We start from the raw sequence: 20,383 nt of genomic DNA, 5'->3' as shown, positions 1-20,383 counted from the left end.
ATGTGGCGACCCTGGTCGTGTGCGACGAGGGGCCGTTCTTCGTCAAGGCGATGCGGAACCGGCCCGGCGGCCGACGGGACTCCCTGGTCAGGGAGAAGCTGGTCAATCCGTACGTGACTCCCCTCGCTCCGCCTCTGCTGTGGTGTGCGGACGACGACGACTGGACCGTGCTTGGCTTCCAGGCGGTGGAGGGACGGTCGTCGGACTTCGGACGTCGTTCTCCGGATCTTCCCTCCGTCGTCCGTCTTCTCACCGCCATCGGAGACCTGGCGCTGCCGGACATCGCCCGGAACTGGCCGGAGACACGGTGGGACCGGTTCGTCGACGACGATGAAGCCGCGCTGCTCCGCGGCGAGACGCTGCTGTACACCGACGTCCATCCCAGCAACATCATCATCGGCGATGGCGACGTGTGGGCGGTGGACTGGTCGTGGCCGACGCGCGGCGCGGCCTTCATCGACCCCGCGTGCTTCGTCGTGCAGCTCGTGGCGGCCGGGCACCGTCCCGGATCCGCCGAGGAATGGGCAGCCGGGTGTCCCGGCTGGGCACATGCGGACCCCCGCGCCATCGATGCGTTTGCCGCGGCGACGGTGCGGATGTACGCGGCCCATGCCGCACGCCGGCCCGGCGCTTCGTGGCTCTCCGCGATGGCGGAAGCCGCCCGCTCCTGGGCCGTGCACCGTGGCCTCACGGCAGCCTGACCACGAGGATTCCGGGTCGCCTGGAGATACGGGGCCCGGGGCCCGGGGCCCGGGGACGGGGCCCGGGGGCCCAGCGGGCCCAGCGGGCCCATGTGTCCCGTCCCCAGGCGATCGTCCACGGTCTCACCGCTGACCGAGCCCCAGCCGGCTCACAGGTGGTCCACAAGGTCCTCCAACCGGATCGGAAGGTGCCGGATCCTTACTCCCGTGGCGTCGAACACCGCGTTGCCTATCGCGGCCGCGACACCGACGAGGCCGATCTCACCCGCGCCGCGGACACCGGCCGGGTTGAAGAGCGGGTCGGGACGATCGAGGAAATGAACCTCACAGGAGCCGAGGTCGGCGTTGACGGGTATCAGGTACTCGGCGAGGTTCGGGTTGACCGGCCGGCCCGACGGCTCGAAGTCGAGAGCCTCGTGCAGCGCGGCGGACAGGCCGCCGACCATCGCGCCGAGGATCTGGCTGCGGGCCGTCTTGTGGTTGACCACTCGCCCCACGTCCAGCACGGCGAGCATGCGGGCCACCCGGACCTCCGCCGTCCGGCGGTGGACGCGGACCTCGCAGAACTGCGCGCCGAAGGAGGCGTAGGCGTAGGGGCTGCGGTGAGCCGTCGGCGCGGGATCGGTGAGGGAGAATCCCATCTGCTCCCGGCCCGGCCGGTGAGCCCCGGTGACCTCCAGCCTGTCCCGCCGTGCCGATGTCAGCAGGGCCTCGAAGGCCAGACTCCGTCCGCCTGCCCACAGTGCCCCGTCCTTCCAGCGGACGTCGGACGGCGGCCAGCCGCGCAGGGGAGAGCCGGGGTCGTCGCGGGCCATGTCGACCAGTGCCGTCCTGACCGCGTCGACGGCCTCGGCGACCGCCGGCGCGAGGGACGCCGTACCGGCCGATGCGGAGGCCGTCGGCGCGGGCGGCAGGAGGGAGTCGCCGATCTCCACCTCGATCCGGTCGACCGGGACGCCGAGCCCGTCCGCGGTCAGCAGCGCGAGCACCGTGCGCGTCCCGGTGCCGAGATCGGCCGCCGCGGCGCCGACGACGATCCGTCCGTCCGCGTGCAGCTCCAGGCTGACCTGGCCGGGGCGTTGTCTCGCCGGGTAGCCCGCCACGGCCATGCCCTGGCCGACCAGCCAGTCGCCGTCCACGGTGGAGCGCGGTGCCGAGCGCCCGTGCCAGCCGAACCTCTCGGCGCCCGTGCGCAGACACTCCGTCAGGTGCTTGCTGGAGTAGGGCACTTTCAGGTGCGGGTGCACCGCGGTGTCGTTGCGGACGCGCAGCTCGACCGGGTCGAGGTCCAGCGCCACCGCGAGTTCGTCCATCGCCGTCTCCAGGGCGAACGAGCCCGGCCCCTCACCCGGTCCCCGCATCGTGAACGTCTGCGGGATGTCGAGCGGGACGGCCCACTGCGCGATGCGGCGGCTCTCCGCGTCGTACCACTCCAGGGACGTGCTGTGCGCCACCGGCTCCACGAACGGCATCTCCTCCGCTGCGGACACCCCGGACCAGGCGCTGTGTTCGAGGGCGACCAGCCTGCCGTCCGTGTCCGCACCCAGCGCGACGCGCTGGACGGTGGGACCGCGGAGCGCGGTCGCCGTGAACACCTGGGGCCGGGTCAGCAGGACCCGGACCGGACGGCTCAGGGCCCGTGCGGCGGCCGCGGCGAGCTTGGTGTGCGCGAAGGCCTGCACCTTTCCGCCGAACCCGCCGCCCATGAACCGGTCCACGACCCGTACCCGAGCGGGCTCGACGTTCAGGGCGGTGGCGAGGAACTGCCGCTGCGCCATGACGCCCTGCGTCGCGGTGTGCACGACGAGGTCGTCGCCCTCCCACCAGGCCAGTGCGGGATGGGGTTCCATCGCCGCGTGGTTGTTGGGGGCCGTGGTGTAGGTGTGATCGACACGCACGGCACTCTCCGCCAGGGCCTGCTCGACGGTGGCGCCACCGGCACCCGGATCCTCGATCACCGGGGACTCGCCGAGCACGTGCGCCGGCGCGAAGGCCTCGGCCACCCCCTCCTCGAACCCGACCGTCGCCGGCTCCGGGTCGTAGTCGACCTCGATCAGGCCGGCTGCGTCGCGGGCCTGATCCAGGGATTCGGCCACGACCAGTCCGATGGGCTGGCCCCAGTGCCGGACGACCACGTCCTGCAACGGCTCCCAGCTCGGCGTCAGGAACGACGGCGGTGCGACGTGCAGCTTCAGCGGGTTGAACGGCGTGTAGACGGCGAGCACGCCGGGAGAGCGCTCCGCCGCGCGCGTGTGCATGCCGCGGATCGTCCCGCGCGCGACGGTGCTGAGGACGAGGAAGCCGTGGGCCATGTTCCGGGCCGTCAGGTCTCCGGCGTAACGGGCGGCACCCGTCACCTTGGCCTGTGCGTCGACCCGGTCGACCGAGCGGGGCGCGGTCATGACATGCCTGCCACGTCGTGGAGCACGCGCTCGATGGTGCGCGGCAGCAGCCGGAGCTTGAACGCGTTGGGTGCCGAAGCGCGCGCGCCGCGCACACTGTGTTCCGCGGCGGTACGGAACGTGTCGTCGGACACCGGCCGTCCGCGCAGGGCCTCCTCGACCCTGCGCAGCCGCCAGGGCGTGGTGCCCACCCCGCCCGCGGCGATCCGGGCGTCCTGGATCACTCCGCCGTCCAGTGCGAGCGCGGCGGCCACGGAGCAGAGCGCGAACTCGTAGGAGGCGCGGTCCCGGACCTTCACGTACGACGACGTGCGTGCCCAGGGCAGCCGTGGGATCACCACCTCGGTGATCAGCTCGTCGGTCGCGAGCCGCGTCTCCCGGTGCGGGCTGTTCCCCGGAGGCAGGTAGAACCGCTCCAGCGGGACCGACCGGGCGCCGCTTCGACCGAGCACGCGCACGGACGCGTCGAGAGCCACCAGCGCGACGGCCAGGTCGCCCGGATGGGTCGCCACACAGGAGTCGCTGGTGCCGAGGACGGCATGCGTGCGGTGCGGACTCGCGAGTGCCGGACACCCCGTGCCGGGGGCACGGCGATTGCACGGGGACGATGGGTCGCGGAAGTAGCCGCACCTGGTGCGCTGCATGATGTTGCCGCCGATGCTGGCCATCGATCGCAACTGCTGCGACGCTCCCTGGAGCAGCGCCCCGACCACGACGGGGTACTCGGCCGCCATGCGTGCGTCGCCGGCGACGTCACTCATGCGTGCCACCGCGCCGATCCTCGTCCGCTCCGACTCGAAGACGATCTCCCGCAGCGGCAGGGCGTTGATGTCCACGACCCGAGCCGGCGACAGCACGTCGAGCTTCATCAGATCGACCAGGGTGGTTCCCCCCGCCAGGAGACTCGCGCCCTCGGCGGCACCGGCCAACGCCTCCTCGACGGTCGTGGCGGCTGCGAACGCGAAGGGTCTCATCGGTCCTCACCCCGCGCACCATCGAGGGCGTCGCGGATCGCGTCGGTTATTCCGGCGTACGCCCCGCATCGGCACAGGTTCCCGGACATGTATTCCTTGATGTCCTCGTCCGTCATCGGGTCCCCCCGATCGACCAGTGCGGCGGCCGACATGATCTGACCGGGCGTGCAGTAACCGCACTGCATGCCGTCATGTTCGACGAAGGCCCGCTGGACCGGGTGCAACCGCCCGTCCGGCGCCAGTCCCTCGACGGTCGTGACGTCGGCGCCGTCCACACAGACCGCCAGGGTCAGGCACGACAGCACGGGCCGTCCGTCGACGTGTACGGTGCACGCGCCGCAGTGTCCGGAATCACATCCCTTTTTCGTGCCCGTCGCTCCCAACCGGTCCCTCAGCGCGTCGAGAAGCGTGACGCGGGAATCAATCCGGAGCCCCCGTCTTTCGCCATTGAGCGCGATATCGACTTCGTACACGGTGTCCATCGTGGAATCGCCTCCCGGGCCCACCCCGCCGCTCGTTGCCATGAGTTTCAGTGGGATTCCGCCGCCGGGATCCGCGTGTGCACGGGTGCCGGGCTCCCGCGCCCCGGGCCGACCAGTGCCACCGTGCTGAAGGCCGCGGCGACCACCCAGGCGATCGGGCCTTCGAGCCCGGGCCACAGCGGTGCGTAGCCGGGCACGATCACATAGATGACGAAGGCTATGTCCAGCAGGGAGACGAGGGCGAGATTGATCCAGTAACCGGTCCTGGAGTTGCGCCAGTTCATGGCGATTCCGATGACGATCACCGCGATCGCGCCGAAGAGGATGTTCCAGGCGTCCTGGTAGACGCGGGCCTGCACCATGCCGGCGTCCTGCGACTGCCCGAGTGTGAAGAGGTCACGCGCAGCGTTGAGATGCACGAGTCCCCAGATGACGTAGCAGACTGCTCCGATTCTCGCCGCTATTCGTTGCATCTCGTTCACGCTCCTGCGTCGCTTTTTCCTGTTGTTGTGCTCGGGCCGTTTATGACCATGGGCCGGCGCGCTCGACGTTTCTCCCTGAGCGCCCGCGAGTTGGCCGGGAGATGAACACCGGCGGCAGTTCGCGTGTTCGTTGCGAGGTATCCGTGGTCACGCGTGTCCTTGTTGCGTTTCCGCCTTGCGTCTTCAGCCTGACGCCCCACCACTATGATGTCCAATGAACGCTGTTGATCATCGCTATCGACACAAGGAATGCCTGGTGGAGCTGCGTCATCTCGAACACTTCGTCGCCCTTGCCGAGGAGTCGAGCTTCACCAAGGCCGCCAGCCAGCTGAACCTGGTGCAGTCCGCGCTCTCCGTGTCGATTCGCAACCTGGAGAAGGACCTGGCGGCCGAGCTGTTCTTCCGGACGAACCGCGGTGTGCGGCTGACCGAGGCGGGTGAGGCGTTGTTGCCCGCGGCCCGGCAGGTCCTGCGTGACGTCGCCGTCGCCAGGGACGAGGTGAACGCGGTGCGGGACGTGGTGCGTGGACGCCTGCGGATCGGCATGATGCAGTCCCTCGGCCTCATCGACGCCGGCCGGCTGTTCTCCGCGTTCCACCAGGCTCACCCGGACGTCGTCATCGAACCCCGGCCGGCCCCCGGCGGCGCGCTCACCCTCGCCGAGCGCGTGCACCAAGGGGAACTCGACGCGGCCTTCCTCTGGCACCCCGAGGTCTCCGCGTACGCGCTGCGGGTCGCCGAACTGGCCACCGAGCCCTTCGTGCTCGTCGCGCCCACCGGCCGCGGCCTGCCCCCGGGAGAACTGGGCCTCGCCGATCTCCGCGGGGAGGCGTTCGTCGAATTCCCGCCGGGCTGGGGGGCGCGGGCACTGGTGGACCAGGCGTTCAGGGACGCCGGCATACCGCGGAGGACCGAAGTCGAGGCGGCCGACGTGGCGATGTGCATCGAATTGGTGCGCGCCGGATTCGGTGTCTCCCTCGTGCCCAGATCACAGGTCAGCCGCTCGCGCGGACTGACGTGCCGACCGGTCTCCGGCCTCCCGCGGTGGGGGGTCGCCCTGGCCGTCCCCTCCGACCGGCGCCAGACGGCCGCCGCCGCCGCGTTCACGGACCTCGTGTGCGCCGAGTTCGGCGTCACGCTCTCCGCCGCACGGGCACCACGCCGGAGTCCGTGGCGCGAGCCGGAAGACGGGACCGGAGTAGCCTGACCACCCCGGAGTAGCACGACCACCGGGGATGGACGAGGTGGCCGACTGCCGGGAACTGGGCGGCGGCACCTACAACACCGTCTTCCGGGTCCGCAGGGCGGACGGCACCGGCCTGGTGGTGAAGCCGGCACCCGATCCGGCCGCACCGGGACTGCGCTACGAGCGCGGGATCCTCGGCACCGAGGCGCTGTACTACGCGCTGGCGGGCGCCCTGCCGGGGGTGCGGGTGCCGGTGGTGCGGGTGGTGCGGGTGCCGGTGGTGCGGGTGGTGCGGGTGCCGGTGGTGCCGCGGGACGAGCGCGGATGGCTGCGCGAGCAGGTCCTCGGCCCTCTCGCCGCGACGCTGGACTCCTGGCGGCGGAACCACCGCGAGGCCGGCCCCCGGCGCCCGGCGGGAAGGCCGGGGCCGGGCAAACGGTGAGGACGGCGCTCGGGCCGCGGGTCGTGGTGTGAGGGCCCCGGCGGCGCGGGTACGCGGGGAGCCGGTGATGCGGGGCTCAGGGCCGGTGTGAGCGTGCCGGAGTCCCCTTCGCCGGCCGGCCGGTCCCCTCGGCCAGAGGCAAGGGAGTGATCATGGAATACCGTCAGTTGGGCCGCTCCGGGCTGCGGGTGTCCGCCCTGACGCTGGGCACCATGACCTTCGGCGGGAAGGGCATGTTCGGCGCGCTGAGCGACGTCGGCCTCGAAGGCGCCGACCGGCAGATCGGCATGGCGCTGGACGCCGGTGTGAACCTCATCGACACCGCCGACATGTACTCGAACGGCGTCAGCGAGGACATCATCGGGCAGGCCGTCGGGAAGCGCCGGGACGAGGTGCTGCTCTCCACCAAGGCCCGTATGGTGCTCGGCGAGGGCCCGAACGACGGCGGGGCCTCGCGCTTCCACCTGATGCGCCAGCTGGAGGGCAGCCTGCGGCGGCTGCGCACGGACCACGTGGACATCTTCCACATCCACGAGTGGGACGGGCAGACGCCGCTGGAGGAGACCATGGAGACCCTGGACACCATGGTCCGCTCCGGGAAGGTCCGCTACCTGGGTGTCTCGAACTACACCGGCTGGCAGCTCATGAAGGCCCTCGCGGTCTCCGACGCGCGCGGCTACCAGCGGTTCGTCTGCAACCAGATCTACTACTCGCTCGAATCGCGCGACTCCGAGTACGAGTTGCTGCCGCTCTCCGTCGACCAGGGTCTCGGCGTCCTGGTCTGGAGCCCGCTGGCCGGCGGCCTGGTGTCGGGCAAGTACCGGCGCGGCAAGGACGCCCCCGAGGGCACCCGGCAGGTCGACGAGCGGTGGAACGAGCCCCCGGTCCGTGACCGGGAGAAGCTCTACGACACCGTGGAGGTGCTTGTCGAGGTCGCCGACGCGCACCGGGTGTCCCCGGCGCAGGTCGCCCTCGCCTGGCTGCTCACCAGGCCGGCGGTCACCTCACTGGTGATCGGCGCCCGGAAGGAGGAGCAGCTCCGCGACAACCTGGCCGCCGCCGGCCTGACCCTCGCGCCCGACGAGATCGCGGCCCTGGAACGGGTGAGCGCCCCCGCGCTGATCTATCCGCACTGGCACCAGGCGAACCTCGCCCGGGAGCGCTTCGGCCCGCCCGACCTCGCCCTGCACGGCTCGGCGGGGTAGACGCACCGGACGGCGACCGGCACCACGCCCGGCCCGCTGCCGGGCGCCCGGGAGGCCGGGGCCGAGGGGCCCACCGCATCGGGTCGTTCCCGGCGGCCCGTGTCCCGTTCCCACCCCCGGCCACCGCGGCGGTCCGGCCTCGGCCGGACGCCGCCGGCCCGGTCCGGGCAGCGCCTGTCGCGTCATTCCGCGCCCAGCCGGGCCATATGGGCTACGACACCGCATGGGCTACGACACCGCGCGGCCCCCGATACCGATTTATAGCAGGTATTCACCTTTATAGAAGGTATTCACCCTTATGGGCGTAGGCTTTGCCATAATGGTGGAATGTACCCCGACCCCGACCGGCCTTATGCGCTGGATCCCTTCCTGCACTCGGTGATGGGCGAAACCGGCGCCTATGGCGGCGGGATTTTTCTGCTCCCACCGGGCGAGCAGGTGCTGTGGCTCGCGGTGAAAGCCGGTATACCGGACGCACTCGTCGGGCCCTGGAAGCGGGTGTGGCGGGGCGCGCAGACCCCGACGGCCGATGCCGTCAGGGAACGGCGGCTGGTCTGGCTCCCGGTCGGCGAGAATTTCGGCCGCTATCCGCAGACCGCGGTGGTGCTGCCCTACCGCTTCGCCGGGGTCAGCTCCCCCATCCTCACCGGCGACACCGTGTGGGGCGTACTGTCCCTGCTCTTCGCCGCCTCGCACCCGCCCGAGCTGGCACAGGGCGAGCGCACCGCGGTGGAGAAGACCTGTCATGAGCTGGGCCTGCTGCTGTCCGACGCCGCGGGGCGGGGCCGTCCGGTGCTGCCCGAGCCCGAGCCGCGCACCCCGCGGCTACGGCCGCCGGACGTGCCGCCCGCCCCCGAAGCGGTCGCCGCGGTCGCCTTCGCCGAGCGGCTGCCCGAGGGCGGCATGGCGCTGGACCCGGAGGGCCGGATCACCTTCGTCACCGCCTCGGCGGCCGACCTGGTCGGCGTCCCGGCCGGGCGGCTGCGCGGGCAGCGGCCGTGGGAGGCGCTGCCCTGGCTCGGCGACCCGGTCTTCGAGGACCGCTACCGTGCGGCGCTCTTCAGCCGGGAGCCGACGGGGTTCACGGCACTGCGGCCGCCCGGCACCTGGCTCTCCTTCGTGCTCTACCCGGACGACTTTGGGCTGAGCCTGCGCATCTCCTCCGCCCGGCCACCGCAGGAGCCCGAGCCGCCCCCCACCGGCGGCGGGCAGCCGATGAGCCCGGCCCCGGACGGCGGGCACGCTCTCGGCACCATCGCCGCACCCGCCCCCGTGGGCACGATGTACCAGCTCATGAACCTCGCCGCGATGCTCACCGAAGCCGCCGAGGTCGACGACATCGTGAAGCTGGCCGCCAACCCGATCATGGCCGCGTTCGAGGCCCAGGGCCTGGCCCTGCTGGCGCTGGAGGACGGCAGGCTGAAGAACATCGGCCACCGCGGCTACCGCTTCGATGCCGTGCGGCAGTTGGACGGTGCCCAGATGCGCTGGACGCCCACCCCCGCGTCGCAGGCGCTGAGCAGGAAAGAGGCGGCCTTCTACGGCACGCCGGAGGAGATGGACGCGGTCTACGAGGGCATGTCCACCCTCACCGGCAAGTCGGCCTGGGCGTACCTGCCGCTGATCGCCTCGGACCATCCGGTCGGCTGTTGCGTGGTCTCCTACGACCACCCGCGCACGTTCACGCCCGGCCAGCGCGCGTTCCTGACCTCCCTCGCCGGGCTGCTGGCCCAGGCCCTCGACCGCGCCATGCTGCACGACTCCCACTACCGGTTCGCACGGCGCCTGCAGGCCGGGCTGCTGCCCAGGACACTGCCCGAGATCGAAGGACTGAGCGTGGCCGCGCGCTACCGGGCCTCGGCACACGGCATGGAGATCGGCGGCGACTTCTACGACCTCATCGGGCTGGACGGCACCGGCGCGGCCGCCACCATCGGCGATGTGCAGGGCCACAACCCCACCGCCGCCGCGCTGATGGGCCAGGTCCGCACGGCCGTGCACGCGAGCGCGGGGGCGCCGCCCGCGGAGGTGCTGGCCCGCACCAACCGGTTGCTGACCGATCTCGACGCGGGCCTGTTCACCAGCTGTCTCTACGCGGACCTCGACCTGGCGGCCCGCCGCGTCCGGCTGGCCAGCGCCGGCCACCCGCCGCCGCTGCTGCGCCACCCCGACGGCACGGTGTCCGTGGTCCGGGTGCCGCCCGGGCCGCTGCTCGGCATCGTCCGCGACGCCCGGTACCCGACCATCGAGATCCCGCTGCCGCCCGGTGCGGAGCTTCTGCTGTACACCGACGGGCTCGTCGAGACGCCGGGGGACGACCCCGACCTCTCGACGGAGGAACTGGCGCTCCGGATGGCACACACCACGCGCCGTGAGTCGGTCGACGCCCGCGCCGACCTCCTCCTGAAGAACGCCCCACCGGCGGTCTCCGGCACGGACGACGTGGCTCTGCTGCTCATCAGCACGGACTGAGGACCGGACCTCCCGGCCGGGGAAGACCCCCGTCGGGGCGCACCGCGGCGGGGGCGCGGGACGGGGGTTCCTCCCACGCCCTCAGGGCAGTGGGGGAGCGACAAGCCACAACGCGACCCGTGGGTTCTGGGGGCGCCTCCCACGCCCCTCAGGCAGTGGGGAACGTCCCGAGGGGGCTGTGTCCGCCGCCGCCGGACCACCGGCCGGCGGCCGGCGGCCGGGAGGGGACCATGGGGTGGCCGGCCCCGGTGGCCCGGTGCGGCACGCGTGTCGTGGCCGGTCGCGCGGTTCCCCGCGGCCCTTCCGGGGCACACCCACCGGGCGGTGGTCGGCGCCCCTACAGTCCGCGTTGCCAGCCGTGTTCCCGCAGCGGCCCCACCCGAACCCCCGACTCCGCGCACCCGTCGAGAACGCGCGGCAACGCCCCGAGCGCCGCCCGCCACGCCCCCGGCGCCGACGTGCAGTCCGAGTCGTGCAGCAGCAGCGTGCCGCCCCCACGCAGATCGGCCATCACCGTCCGGTACACGGAGTCCGGCGTGGCGCGCGCCGTCCAGTCCTCGCCCCAGCACGTCCACAGCACCGGAGTGAGACCGAGGCGGCGGGCGGCCAGGTGGGCGGCGCCGGTCATCACCCCGTACGGGGGCCGGAAGAGCCGGGGCGGACGGCCGATGAGGTCGCCGACGAGATCCCGGGCGCGGGCCAGGTCGTCACGGGTGGCGCGCGGCCCCCGCAGCAGCAGCGGCAGGTGCCGCCAGCCGTGCACGCCGATCTCGTGCCCGGCGGCGGCGATCTCCCGCACAAGACCGGGGGAACGCCTGGCCTCGCCGCCCAGCAGGAAGAACGTCGCCCGCACCTCCCGGTCGGCCAGCAGCCGCAGGAAGAGCGGGGTGGACAGCGGGGCGGGCCCGTCGTCGAAGGTGAGGGCGAGGTGATCGGCGTGGCCCCGCCCGGCGAGCCGGGGCATCACGCGGTTGCGCAGCGGCCCGAACGTGGAGACCACCGGTGCGGCGTGCACGGCCGCGAGCGCGGGCAGCGCCGTCAGGGCGGCGGTGCGCAGCATCCTGGCGGCGGTCACGGCCGGGGCTCCTGACCCGCGGGGGCGAAGTCGTCCGGGTCCAGGCGGTGGTCGATGGCCCGCAGCAGGCCGGACCCGTGGTGCGTCGCGGCGAACCCCGCGCCCACCCCGCCCGCCGACACCGCGCACGCCAGCGCCACCGTGAGCACCAGCCGCCGCAGCGCCGGCACGGCCCGGACGGGGCGCGGCCGCGCGCCGGGCAGTGCCCGTGTGGCGGGGCCGGCCGGACGCGGTCGTGCCACGGGGCCGGTGGGGACCGGTCCTGCCGTGGGCCCGGCCGCGCGTGGCCCGCGGACCGGCCGCGTCCGCACCGCCGACCGCGGCGGCGCAGCGGCCGGCGTGACCCCCGTCGTCGGGCGGCGCAGCCCGGGCCCGGCGGCCCGGCAGGCACCGAGGACCGCGGCCTCGGGGCCTCCGCGCGGCGCCACCGCGAACAGCGCGCGGCCCGCGGCCCGCTGCCGCTCACCGAGCGGCCCCTCCAGTACGGCGGAGAGCACCCGCCCGAGGTCGTCCGGGCTGCGTACCCAGGCGGCGACCCCCGCCTCGGCCAAGGCGGCGGCGTTCGTCAGGCCGTGTCCCGGGATGCAGCGATAGCTGATCACCGGAAGGCCGGTGGCCAGCGCCTCCAGCGAGGTCAGGCCCCCGGCGTTCTGGACCAGCAGGTCCGCGGCGTGCATCAGGCCCGGCATGTCGTCGCTCCAGCCGAAGGCGTGCGCGACGCCGCCCGCGCGCAACCGCTCGGCCAGCGCGGAGTTGCGTCCGCAGACGACCACGGGCACCGCCGTGCCGGTCCGGAGGATCTCCGCCGCCGCCTGCCGCAGCGAACCGACGCCCCAGGAGCCCGCGACCAGCAGCGCGAGCGGCACGTCCGCGGGCAGCCCGAACCGCTCCCGCGCCGCGCGCCGCTCCCGCGCACCACCCGGCCGGAACCGCGGATCGGTGACGGGCCCGCAGACCCGCACGTCCGCCGCCCCGAGCGCCCGGGCCTGCCCGGCGGGCACGGCGTGCGCCGCGAGGTGCGTGTCCACGCCCGGGGCCACCCAGAAGGGGTGTACGGAGAAGTCCGTCAGATAGGTGAGCACGGGCACGGTCAGCCGGCCGTCCAGACGCAGCGCGCCCAGGATCCGGCTGGCGCCGGGGTAGGTGGAGACGACCACGCCGGTGCCGTCGGGCAGGGCGCGTAGCAGGCGGTCCTCGGTGGCCCGCAGCAGCGCGCGGGCCAGCGGGCCGCTGCCGCCGGCGCGCTCGGCGCCCCGGTGGATCCGCTGGTAGACCCAGGGCGTGTGGTCGAGCAGCCGGTGGTAACCGTCGCAGACCGCCCGGCCGAGCCGGGCGGGCAGCAGGTCGAGCAGGTCGTACCTGACGACGGCGGTCCCGGCGGCGGAGATCCGCCGGGCCAGCTCGGCGGCGGCACCGTCGTGACCGGCCCCCATGCTCGCCGAGACGATCACGACGCGGTGTGCGGTCGTCCCCGCCGGGCCGGGAGCGGCGGGCGGTGCCGCTCCCGGGTCGACCGTTCTGCCGAAGCGCACCATGGACCTGCCTTCTGCGTGCGGAACTGGGTGGTGCCGGGCGCGGTGTGTGCTGCGTGCGCTACGTGGCCGGGCACGAGTGAGCGGAAACTCTACAACATGTAGTAGGCCGGGTCTCCCGGGGCGGCCGCACCGGCCGGGGCCCGCAGTAGCCTGGGCGCGGACCGGGAAAGGAGCGTGCGCGGTGCGCGACGGACGTGCGGGGGATGCCGGGCCCGGCGGGGCGCGCAGGCGTGCCCGCGGGGAACTGGAGGCGGGGGTGCTCGCCGCGCTCTGGGAGGCAGGGGAACCCCTCACCGCCCGCCAGGTGCGCGGCCGCCTGCCGGGGGACCTCGCCTACACCACCGTCCTGACGATCCTGGCCCGGCTGTACGCGAAGGGCGTGCTGGTCCGGCAGCGGAGCGGGCGCGGCTATGCGTATGCGCCCGCGCGGGACGAGGCGTCCCACACGGCGGAGCGCATGCGGACGCTCCTGGACGGCGGCTCCGACCGCGAGGCCGTCCTCACACGCTTCGTCTCCCAGCTCTCGGAGCAGGACGAGGAACTCCTCCAACGCCTCCTCGCCCCGGACGACTGAGGGGGCACCCCGCGCGCCCCTTCCCCGGTGACTGCTCATGTCGGGGTCCGCCCCGGCAGGGGTGCGGGGAAGGGTGTGCGCCAGGTCGACGGTGCGGTGAGGTCGCCGCCGTGCCGAGGGGGCGGTCTCTGTCGTCGCCGGGCCACTGGCCGGTGGGGGCTGGTCGCGCAGTTCCCCGCGCCCCTCGGCGCCCGTCCCGACAGGGGCGCGGAACCTCAGCGTGGATCCTCTCATCTACGACATGTAGTAGATGGCGCAGAGATCTCCCCCATGGCGGGACGGAACGAAGGGCGGTCCGCGATGCCCGACGGGACACGCACCGACGGCACACGCACCGGCGGCGTACGCACCGGCGGCGTACGCACCGGCGGCGTACGTACCGGCGGCCCACGCCCCGCCGCCGCCCCGTGGCGCGCCGCGGACGCCGGGGCCGGACCGGCCGGACCCGGACCCGGGGCCGGGCCGCTGCCCCTGCACCGGGGACTGACCCTGCTCGCGACGGTCAGCCTCTTCATCGGCACCCGGTCCACCTGGACGGCCGCCATGGCCGCGGACCCACCCCTGGCGGGCGTCGTCACCGCCTGCTACGCGGGCATCCTCACCTGCGCCGTCCTCGCCCTCGCCGTACGCTCCCGGCGCACGCTCACCCGGGTGGACCTCGCCGTCCTGGCCCTCGCGACGGTCCTCGTGCTGTGCGGCTACGGCCTGCACCACGCCGGCACCGACGAGGGCGTGCTCACCGCGCAGGCCGCCGACCAGATCCTGCACGGCCGCCCGGTCTACGGCCAGCCCTGGCCCTGGCTGTTCGGCAGACCCTCGGTGGCCCTCACCAAGACGATGTCCGGCGGCGCCGACCTCACCTACGCCTACCCTCCGCTGACCGCACTGCTGGCCGCGCCGCTGACCGCCGTCGTGCACTCGGCGGCCGCCGCCACCCTGGTCACCACGGCCGCCCTGCTCGCCGGCACGGCCGTGCTGTGGGTGCTGCTCCCGCCGCCGTGGAAGCCCGCGGCCACCGCCGTGTGCCTCGGCTTCGGCCTGCTGCCGGCCCTCGCCTTCGCCGGCTACCCGGCCGTCACCGCGCTGGCCCTGCTCATCCCGGTCGTGGTGCGCTGGCACACCATCGGCACGCGCACCCCCGTCTCCTCAGGCCGCCTGAGCCGGCCGGACGTGCTGCGGGCCTGCTGCCTCGGCGCGGCCTGCGCCGCCCAGCAACTCGCCTGGTTCCTGGTGCCGTTCCTCCTCGTCGGGCTGTACGCCGTGCTGCGCGGCACCCTCGGGCGCAGGAGGCCGGCGCCGTGCTCGCCCGCTTCACCGGCGTCGCCGCGCTGACCTTCGCCCTCCTCAACGCCTACGTCGCCGCCCAGGACCCCGGCGCCTGGGCGCGCGGGCTGCTGCTGCCGCTCACCCAGAAGGCGATCCCGCACGGCCAGGGCGTGATGGGCATCTCCTACTACGCCACCGGCGGAAGCAGCCGCCTGGACTACTACTCCTACGGCAGCGTCCTGCTGCTCCTCGGCCTGCTCGCCGCCGCCCGGCTCTTCGTGCGGCGGCTCGGCCCCGCCCTCGTCGTGCTGCCCTGGCTCGCGTTCTACGCCGCGCTGCGCTCCCAGGACGGGTACTACACGACGATGACGCCGCTGTGGCTGGCGTCCGCGGCGACCGTGCCCGCGTCCGCGTTCACCTCCGCCTGGCAACCGCGCCTCGTCCGCCGCGCCGGGCGCCGCGGCAAGGCGGTGCTGGCGGCGGCCCTGCTCGCGCCCGCCGTGCTGTGCGTGGCGGTCGCCGCGGCCAGCCCGCCGCCGCTGCGCATGACGGTCGTCGCGCGCCTCACCGCCCGGCCGGGACCGGACATCGCCGCCGTCACCGTACGGGCCCGCAACACCACCGGGACCGTGCTCACGCCGCACTTCGCCAGCCGCAGCGGCCAGGCCGCGTCCAACTGGTGGACCATCGCCTCAGGACCGTCCCGGCTCGGGCCGGGCGCCGCCGCCACGTACGTCGTCCGTCCGCCCGGCGGCCGCCCCCGCCGGCTGCCCGCCGGGCCGCACCCCTGCCTCTACCTGGTCGCCGTCACCGGCACGCCGATGACGGTCACCACCGCGCCCGTCCCGCTCCCGGCGTGGACGGCCGGGCATCCGGGCTGACGGGCCCGCGAGGTGACGGGCCCGCCAGGGCCCGCGGGCCGACGGGTGCCCGGCCGGACCCGGTGCCCGGCCGACCCGGTGGCCCGGACGTGCGCAGGCCGGACCCGCCGGCCGGGTGCCCGTCGGCGCGGGCACCCGGCAACGTCCGCTCCGGCCACGGGCGGGGCTCAGCCCCGCCCGGCCGCCACCACCCCCTGCCGCACATTGAAGCCGGACAGCTCCACCGCCGGGGTGTCACCGCCCAGGTCCCCGGTGCGGTAGGTGGCCGTCAGCGTGATCCGCTGGCCGGGGAAGAGGGTGATGTCGTCGTCGCTCCACGACACCGGCGCCACCGCGGCCCCGTGCCGGGCGCCGACCACGCTGGTGTGCAGCCCGACCGCGGGCACCGTGCCGGTGTTGCGCAGGGTCACCCGGGTCGTCGTCCGGCCGCCCGCCGTGCCGGAGTCCACGGCGGCCGTGACGTCCGCGTCCGCCAGCTTCTGCAGGGCCGTCAGGTCGGCGTACTCGCTCTCGGGCGTGTAGTACCAGGTGGTGTTGGCGTCGTCGAGGACGTCCGGGTGGGTGGAGTTCCAGTAGACGTTGCGGCTGACCTCGTGGCCCTGCGCGTCGCTCAGGGTCAGCTCCACGAAGTACGCGGTGGTCAGGCCGGCCGGCGGCTTCAGGGTGAGGGCGGTCGCGGTGTGCCCGCCCGGCACCGGGCCGACCGGAGCCTTCCGGTCCAGCCGCACCGTGCCGTCCAGGTCCCGCACCCGGACCCGCGCGGTCAGGGCACCGGTCGCGTCCGGGGTGTGGTTGACGACCTGCACCGCCGAGGTGTCGTACGCGTACTGGACGTGCACCGGCTCGCCCGCCTTCTTCGCACCGAAATAGCCGCCCGCCTGGTCCAGGTCGTAGTCGAAGAGGTGCCAGTGCAGGCTGGGCCAGGCGTTGTTGAGCATCCAGTAGATGACGCCGGTGGCCGGCCGGTCCGCGTCCGCGCGGCTGCCGAACGCCTCGAACTGCGCCCGGGTCGCCTCGTAGTTCGCGAGCTGCGCCTTGCGCACGTAGTCGGTGAGGCCGGTCGGCGGCCCGTAGCGGTGCGACAGGGCGTTGTCGAAGATCGACAGGTCGGAGAACTGCGAGCCGGTGCGGCCCGCGTGGTACTGCGGTGTCTTCGGCTCCTGCCAGAGCTGCCGCTGCTCCTCGGGCGTCAGCATCGCCTGGAGGGTGGGCAGCCGCGGGATGGCCTCGCCCGCGCTGGTCTCCGAGTCGAAGCCGATCGCGCCGCCCTGGTCGTCGCGGGTGGAGTACCAGTAGTTCGGCGGGACGTACGCGTAGGGGCCGTTCATCTTCATGCCGGAGTCACCGGTGGGCTCGGTGCTCTGGTCGGAGGCGGCGGAGACGATCGGCACGGACCAGCCCGCGCCGGTCAGCGCGTCGGTGTACGCCTTGGCGATGTCGGCGGGCGGGGCGTTGTCGCTGCCGATCAGGAAGGCCACCACCGACGGGTGGTTGTGCAGCAGCACCGCCTCGTCGGCCGCCGAGCGCGCGGCCACCGCGTGGTCCTCGGCCGTCCACGGCTCGCCGCCGGTGCCGGCCCACGCCTCCCACTTGTCACAGCACTCCCAGCCGGGCAGCACCATGATCCCGGCGCGGTCCGCCAGGTCGTAGAACTCCGGGTTCTCCAGCTTCCCCTCCAGCCGGACGGTGTTCAGGCCGAGGTCGGCCACGTAACCCAGCTCGTCCGCGGTGCGCCGCTGGTCGTCCCTCAGGAACATGTCCGGCGCCCAACCGCCGCCGCGCAGCTGCACCTTGCGGCCGTTGACGACGAACTGCCGCCCGCCGCCCGGCGCCACGGAACTGGTGACACTGCGCACGCCGAAGCTCGTGGCGGCCCGGTCGGTGACCGCGCCGCCCTGCTCGGCGGTCAGCTCCAGGTCGTACAGCGGGTGGGCACCCTCGCCGACCGGCCACCACACGGCCGGGTGGCGCAGGGCGAGACCCGGGGTGTCCTCGGGGGAGAAGGTGACCGTCTTCGTCTGGCCCGCGGCCAGCTCGACGCTCCGGCTCAGCGGCACGGACGCGCCGTGCCCGCTGACGGCCCCCGTGATCCGCACGGTGGCTGGCTCGGACCCGGCGTTGTGCGCGTCGACGGCGACGGTGAGGTCGGCGCGGTCCAGCGAGGGCACGTCGAGGTCGGGCGTGACCCGCGCGTTGCTCAGCCGCACCCCGCCCGTGCGCAGGATCTCGACGTCGCGCCAGATGCCCATGTTGTTGTCGGGCGGCGCCTGGTTCCAGTCCACCCAGCCGAGGGTGAGGTCCTTGTCGGGGTCGGTGGGCGGCACCTCGAAGGCGACGGCGTTCTCGCCCGGGTGCACGTCGGCGGTGATGTCGATGTCGTTGACGGTGTAGGCGCCCTGGACGGTGCCGCGGGAGGCGACCTTCCTGCCGTTCACCCAGACGTCGGCGCCCGGGATGATCCCGTCCGCGCGCAACACCGTGCGCCCGCCGCCCTGCACGGTGAAGGTGCTGCGGTACCACCACGGCACCTGGAACATCGCGGGATCGATCGCGCTCAGGTTCTTCGAGCGGAAGACGTCCGGGTACAGCCCGTCGGCGAGCATCGCGGCCACCACGGTGGACCGCGCGGGCGCCACGTACCAGCCGCCGGTGTCGTAGCCGGTGCGGGAGAGGGCCGCGCCGTCCGCCCCGCCGGTGACGGCGCTCGACTGCACCTGCCAGGAGCGGATGGCACTCGCCGTGCCCGGGCCGCCGGACGGCGTGATGTGGAACGGTGGGGTGGTGACGGGCGGCGGCGGTGCCTGGGCCGCGGCCCCCGAGACGCCACCGCCGATGCCGACCGGCAACAGCGCCGCGACCAGCACGGCGGCAACCGCCGGGGCCCGGCGCCGGCCTCTCGGCGGGCGTGCACTGCGACTGAGAAGGGAACGCAAACCAGGCATGCCTGCCTCCGGCTCGGGGTGGACGGCAACGCGACGACCCCGCTCCGGGGCCCCACCCATGATTCAGGAAAGCTCCCTAACTAAGTCAAGAGCGCCTCGCGAGCAAACGATTGACGGCACGTCGGCACCCTGTCGGGGGTGCGGTGCCCTGACCCGGGTGGGTGGGACCTCCCCGGTCCCTGAGCCGGTGACGCAAGGCGACGAACAGTCGTTCGTCGCCTCGTCGCCTCGTCGCCTCGTCGCGCGTTCTGCGTACGCCCGCCACCGGTTCCGCCGGGGGGCGGAGCCCACGTCAGGTCCCGGAGCCGTTCCGGGTGTCGAAGACGCGTTCGCGGGCCGCCTCCGCCGCCATCGCCACGGCCCCGAGCAGCACCGCGTCGTCCCCGAGCGTGGACGACACCACGCGAGGCCGCAGCGGCGTCAGCGAGTGCAACGTCCTCCGCAACGGCCCGAGCAGCAGGTCCCCGTTCCGCCCGACGCCGCCCCCCAGCACCACCAGCTCCGGATCGAGCACCGCGGACAGCGCCGCCACCGCGTGCGCTAGGCGCGCCGCCTCCCGCTCGACGACGGACCTGGCGACGGCGTCGCCGGCCCGGGCCGCGGCGAACACGTCCTTGGCGGTGCGCGTGGTGCCGGCCGGCATGCCCATCGCACGGGCGAGCCGCACCACCGCGTCCGCGCTGACCGCGTCCTCCATCGGCCCGCGCGGCACGGAACCGGGGGAGTGCCCGCCCACCGGCGGCTCTGGCTCCGCCCCGTCCGGCAACGGAAACAGCGGCAGGTAGGCGAGCTCACCCGCCGCCCCGTGCCGTCCCCGGAACAGCCTGCCGTCGCTGACGATGCCCGCCCCGAGTCCGGTGCCGACCCACAGGTAGGCGAAGAGCCGGGCGCCCTGCCCGGCGCCGAGCGCGTACTCGCCGAGCGCGGCCAGATTGGCGTCGTTCATCACGTCGAGGCCGGTGCCCAGCTCGGCGCTGAGCCGCTCGACGAGCCCGCTGCGCCCCCAGCCGGGGAGGTTGACCGCGTAGCGCACCCGGTGCGTGCCCGGGTCGGTGACCCCCGGGCTGCCGACGACCGTGTGCACCACCTGCGACCAGACGAGGCCGGACTCCGCGGCGACCGCACGGGCCAGCCGGGCGGCGTCCCGCACCATCGCGCCGGCGGTGCGGGCGGTGTTGGGCGCGTCCCGGCGGCCGACCACCCGGCCGTCCAGGTCCGCGGCGGCGGCGCGCAGCCAGCGGCGGCCGACGTCCACGCCCAGCACGAAGCCGGCCTCCGGGTCCGCCTCGTAGAGCACGGCGGCCCGGCCGCGCCCCCGGCCGCGCGCGACCTCGCCGGTGCGGCGCACCAGGCCGGCCCGCTCCAGGCTGGCCAGCGCGGTGGAGACGGTGGGCTTAGACAGGCCGGTGGCGCGGGCCAGCTCGGCCCGCGAGGTGGTGCCGGCGGCGCGCAACGCCTCCAGGAGGGTGCGCTCGTTGATGCTGCGCAGCACGCCGCGGTTCCACGGCCGCCCGGCGGTGTCCGACGGCCGGCCCGCGGCATCAGGGGAGCGCCCGGGGGCGCCCGGCGCCCGCCCGGTGGGGTGTGCCGTCCGCTCGGCGGGGCGTGGGCCGGGCTCGGTGGGGCGTGGGGCGGCGGCGGTCCCGTCGTCCCCGGTCGAACCGTTCAGCATCGTCTCCCTGATCCCGGCCGCCGTCCCCGGCGCGTGGCTCTGGTGCGTGTGTCCCCTGCGCGTGCCCCGCGTATGACGACCAGGTTACGAGA

16 protein-coding genes are annotated in these 20,383 nt (G+C 74.1%); 8 read left to right on the top strand and 8 right to left on the bottom strand.

The features are described 5' to 3' along the window. Positions 1-2: 2 nt before the first annotated feature. Entirely contained in the window at positions 3-701 is a 699-nt protein-coding gene (locus ACSMXW_RS13050; RefSeq protein ID WP_485806332.1) for a protein kinase, read from the top strand. A 149-nt stretch (positions 702-850) separates the two neighbouring features. On the opposite strand, the gene ACSMXW_RS13045 is transcribed toward ACSMXW_RS13050, so the two are convergent. Genes ACSMXW_RS13045 through ACSMXW_RS13030 form a run of 4 tightly spaced genes read right to left on the bottom strand, consistent with a single transcriptional unit; the run spans position 851 to position 5,032 of the window. Continuing rightward, positions 851-3,103 (bottom strand): xanthine dehydrogenase family protein molybdopterin-binding subunit, encoded by a 2,253-nt coding sequence (locus tag ACSMXW_RS13045; protein WP_485806330.1) that lies wholly within the window; start codon positions 3,101-3,103, stop codon positions 851-853. Then, complete coding sequence (locus tag ACSMXW_RS13040; RefSeq protein ID WP_485806328.1) at positions 3,100-4,077, bottom strand: FAD binding domain-containing protein; 978 nt, start codon at positions 4,075-4,077, stop codon at positions 3,100-3,102. The genes ACSMXW_RS13045 and ACSMXW_RS13040 overlap by 4 nt, the downstream gene beginning before the upstream one ends. Continuing rightward, positions 4,074-4,559, bottom strand: a complete 486-nt coding sequence (locus ACSMXW_RS13035) for a (2Fe-2S)-binding protein (protein ID WP_485806326.1) — start codon at positions 4,557-4,559, stop codon at positions 4,074-4,076. The genes ACSMXW_RS13040 and ACSMXW_RS13035 overlap by 4 nt, the downstream gene beginning before the upstream one ends. A gap of 47 nt (positions 4,560-4,606) precedes the next feature. Further along, positions 4,607-5,032: a hypothetical protein gene (locus ACSMXW_RS13030; RefSeq protein WP_485806325.1), complete on the bottom strand. Its 426-nt coding sequence runs from the start codon at positions 5,030-5,032 to the stop codon at positions 4,607-4,609. A gap of 265 nt (positions 5,033-5,297) precedes the next feature. Between ACSMXW_RS13030 and ACSMXW_RS13025 the strand changes: the two genes are divergently transcribed. The 4 genes from ACSMXW_RS13025 to ACSMXW_RS13010 all read left to right on the top strand — a co-directional run bounded on the left by ACSMXW_RS13025 (position 5,298) and on the right by ACSMXW_RS13010 (position 10,346). Continuing rightward, on the top strand, positions 5,298-6,248 hold the full coding sequence (locus tag ACSMXW_RS13025) for a LysR family transcriptional regulator (RefSeq protein WP_485806323.1): 951 nt from the start codon (positions 5,298-5,300) through the stop codon (positions 6,246-6,248). Positions 6,249-6,276: 28 nt separating this feature from the next. Beyond that, positions 6,277-6,669: a hypothetical protein gene (locus ACSMXW_RS13020; RefSeq protein WP_485806322.1), complete on the top strand. Its 393-nt coding sequence runs from the start codon at positions 6,277-6,279 to the stop codon at positions 6,667-6,669. Between the two features lie 152 nt (positions 6,670-6,821). Then, positions 6,822-7,874 (top strand): aldo/keto reductase, encoded by a 1,053-nt coding sequence (locus ACSMXW_RS13015; protein WP_485806320.1) that lies wholly within the window; start codon positions 6,822-6,824, stop codon positions 7,872-7,874. Between the two features lie 327 nt (positions 7,875-8,201). Continuing rightward, positions 8,202-10,346, top strand: coding sequence for a SpoIIE family protein phosphatase (locus tag ACSMXW_RS13010; protein WP_485806318.1), 2,145 nt, complete (start codon positions 8,202-8,204; stop codon positions 10,344-10,346). Between the two features lie 337 nt (positions 10,347-10,683). Here ACSMXW_RS13010 and ACSMXW_RS13005 read toward each other — a convergent pair whose 3' ends face one another. Together ACSMXW_RS13005 and ACSMXW_RS13000 are read right to left on the bottom strand one after the other, a co-directional pair. Continuing rightward, entirely contained in the window at positions 10,684-11,421 is a 738-nt protein-coding gene (locus ACSMXW_RS13005; RefSeq protein WP_485806316.1) for a polysaccharide deacetylase family protein, read from the bottom strand. Next, positions 11,418-12,956, bottom strand: coding sequence for an MGDG synthase family glycosyltransferase (locus ACSMXW_RS13000; RefSeq protein WP_485806315.1), 1,539 nt, complete (start codon positions 12,954-12,956; stop codon positions 11,418-11,420). The genes ACSMXW_RS13005 and ACSMXW_RS13000 overlap by 4 nt, the downstream gene beginning before the upstream one ends. Before the next feature lie 181 nt (positions 12,957-13,137). Here ACSMXW_RS13000 and ACSMXW_RS12995 point away from each other — a divergent pair, with 181 nt between their 5' ends. From ACSMXW_RS12995 to ACSMXW_RS12985, 3 genes are all read left to right on the top strand, one after another. Then, positions 13,138-13,530, top strand: coding sequence for a BlaI/MecI/CopY family transcriptional regulator (locus tag ACSMXW_RS12995; protein WP_485806313.1), 393 nt, complete (start codon positions 13,138-13,140; stop codon positions 13,528-13,530). Positions 13,531-13,830: 300 nt separating this feature from the next. Beyond that, complete coding sequence (locus ACSMXW_RS12990) at positions 13,831-14,862, top strand: hypothetical protein (RefSeq protein WP_485806311.1); 1,032 nt, start codon at positions 13,831-13,833, stop codon at positions 14,860-14,862. Next, positions 14,829-15,677 carry a hypothetical protein gene (locus ACSMXW_RS12985; protein WP_485806309.1) on the top strand — a complete coding sequence of 283 codons (849 nt, stop codon included), beginning with the start codon at positions 14,829-14,831 and terminating at the stop codon, positions 15,675-15,677. The genes ACSMXW_RS12990 and ACSMXW_RS12985 overlap by 34 nt, the downstream gene beginning before the upstream one ends. Positions 15,678-15,844: 167 nt before the next feature. Here the strand turns inward: ACSMXW_RS12985 and ACSMXW_RS12980 are convergent, their stop codons facing one another. Both ACSMXW_RS12980 and ACSMXW_RS12975 read right to left on the bottom strand, forming a co-directional pair. Continuing rightward, positions 15,845-18,541: a glycoside hydrolase family 2 protein gene (locus ACSMXW_RS12980; protein WP_485806308.1), complete on the bottom strand. Its 2,697-nt coding sequence runs from the start codon at positions 18,539-18,541 to the stop codon at positions 15,845-15,847. Between the two features lie 370 nt (positions 18,542-18,911). Then, a complete protein-coding gene (locus ACSMXW_RS12975) occupies positions 18,912-20,291 on the bottom strand; it encodes an ROK family protein (protein ID WP_485806306.1) in 1,380 nt (459 codons plus the stop codon). Between the last annotated feature and the right edge of the window lie 92 nt (positions 20,292-20,383).

Source organism: Streptomyces sp. DSM 116793 (assembly GCF_057320905.1).
The sequence above is the reverse complement of the archived record's forward strand: the minus strand, read 5'-3'. Positions and strand labels throughout refer to the sequence as shown.

Coding starts and splice junctions, on each gene's coding strand:
- ACSMXW_RS13045 (WP_485806330.1), bottom strand. CDS start 3,103: ATGACCGCGCCCCGCTCGGTCGACCGGGTCGACGCACAGGCCAAGGTG.
- ACSMXW_RS13040 (WP_485806328.1), bottom strand. CDS start 4,077: ATGAGACCCTTCGCGTTCGCAGCCGCCACGACCGTCGAGGAGGCGTTG.
- ACSMXW_RS13035 (WP_485806326.1), bottom strand. CDS start 4,559: ATGGACACCGTGTACGAAGTCGATATCGCGCTCAATGGCGAAAGACGG.
- ACSMXW_RS13030 (WP_485806325.1), bottom strand. CDS start 5,032: ATGCAACGAATAGCGGCGAGAATCGGAGCAGTCTGCTACGTCATCTGG.
- ACSMXW_RS13020 (WP_485806322.1), top strand. CDS start 6,277: ATGGACGAGGTGGCCGACTGCCGGGAACTGGGCGGCGGCACCTACAAC.
- ACSMXW_RS13015 (WP_485806320.1), top strand. CDS start 6,822: ATGGAATACCGTCAGTTGGGCCGCTCCGGGCTGCGGGTGTCCGCCCTG.
- ACSMXW_RS13010 (WP_485806318.1), top strand. CDS start 8,202: ATGTACCCCGACCCCGACCGGCCTTATGCGCTGGATCCCTTCCTGCAC.
- ACSMXW_RS13000 (WP_485806315.1), bottom strand. CDS start 12,956: ATGGTGCGCTTCGGCAGAACGGTCGACCCGGGAGCGGCACCGCCCGCC.
- ACSMXW_RS12990 (WP_485806311.1), top strand. CDS start 13,831: ATGCCCGACGGGACACGCACCGACGGCACACGCACCGGCGGCGTACGC.
- ACSMXW_RS12975 (WP_485806306.1), bottom strand. CDS start 20,291: ATGCTGAACGGTTCGACCGGGGACGACGGGACCGCCGCCGCCCCACGC.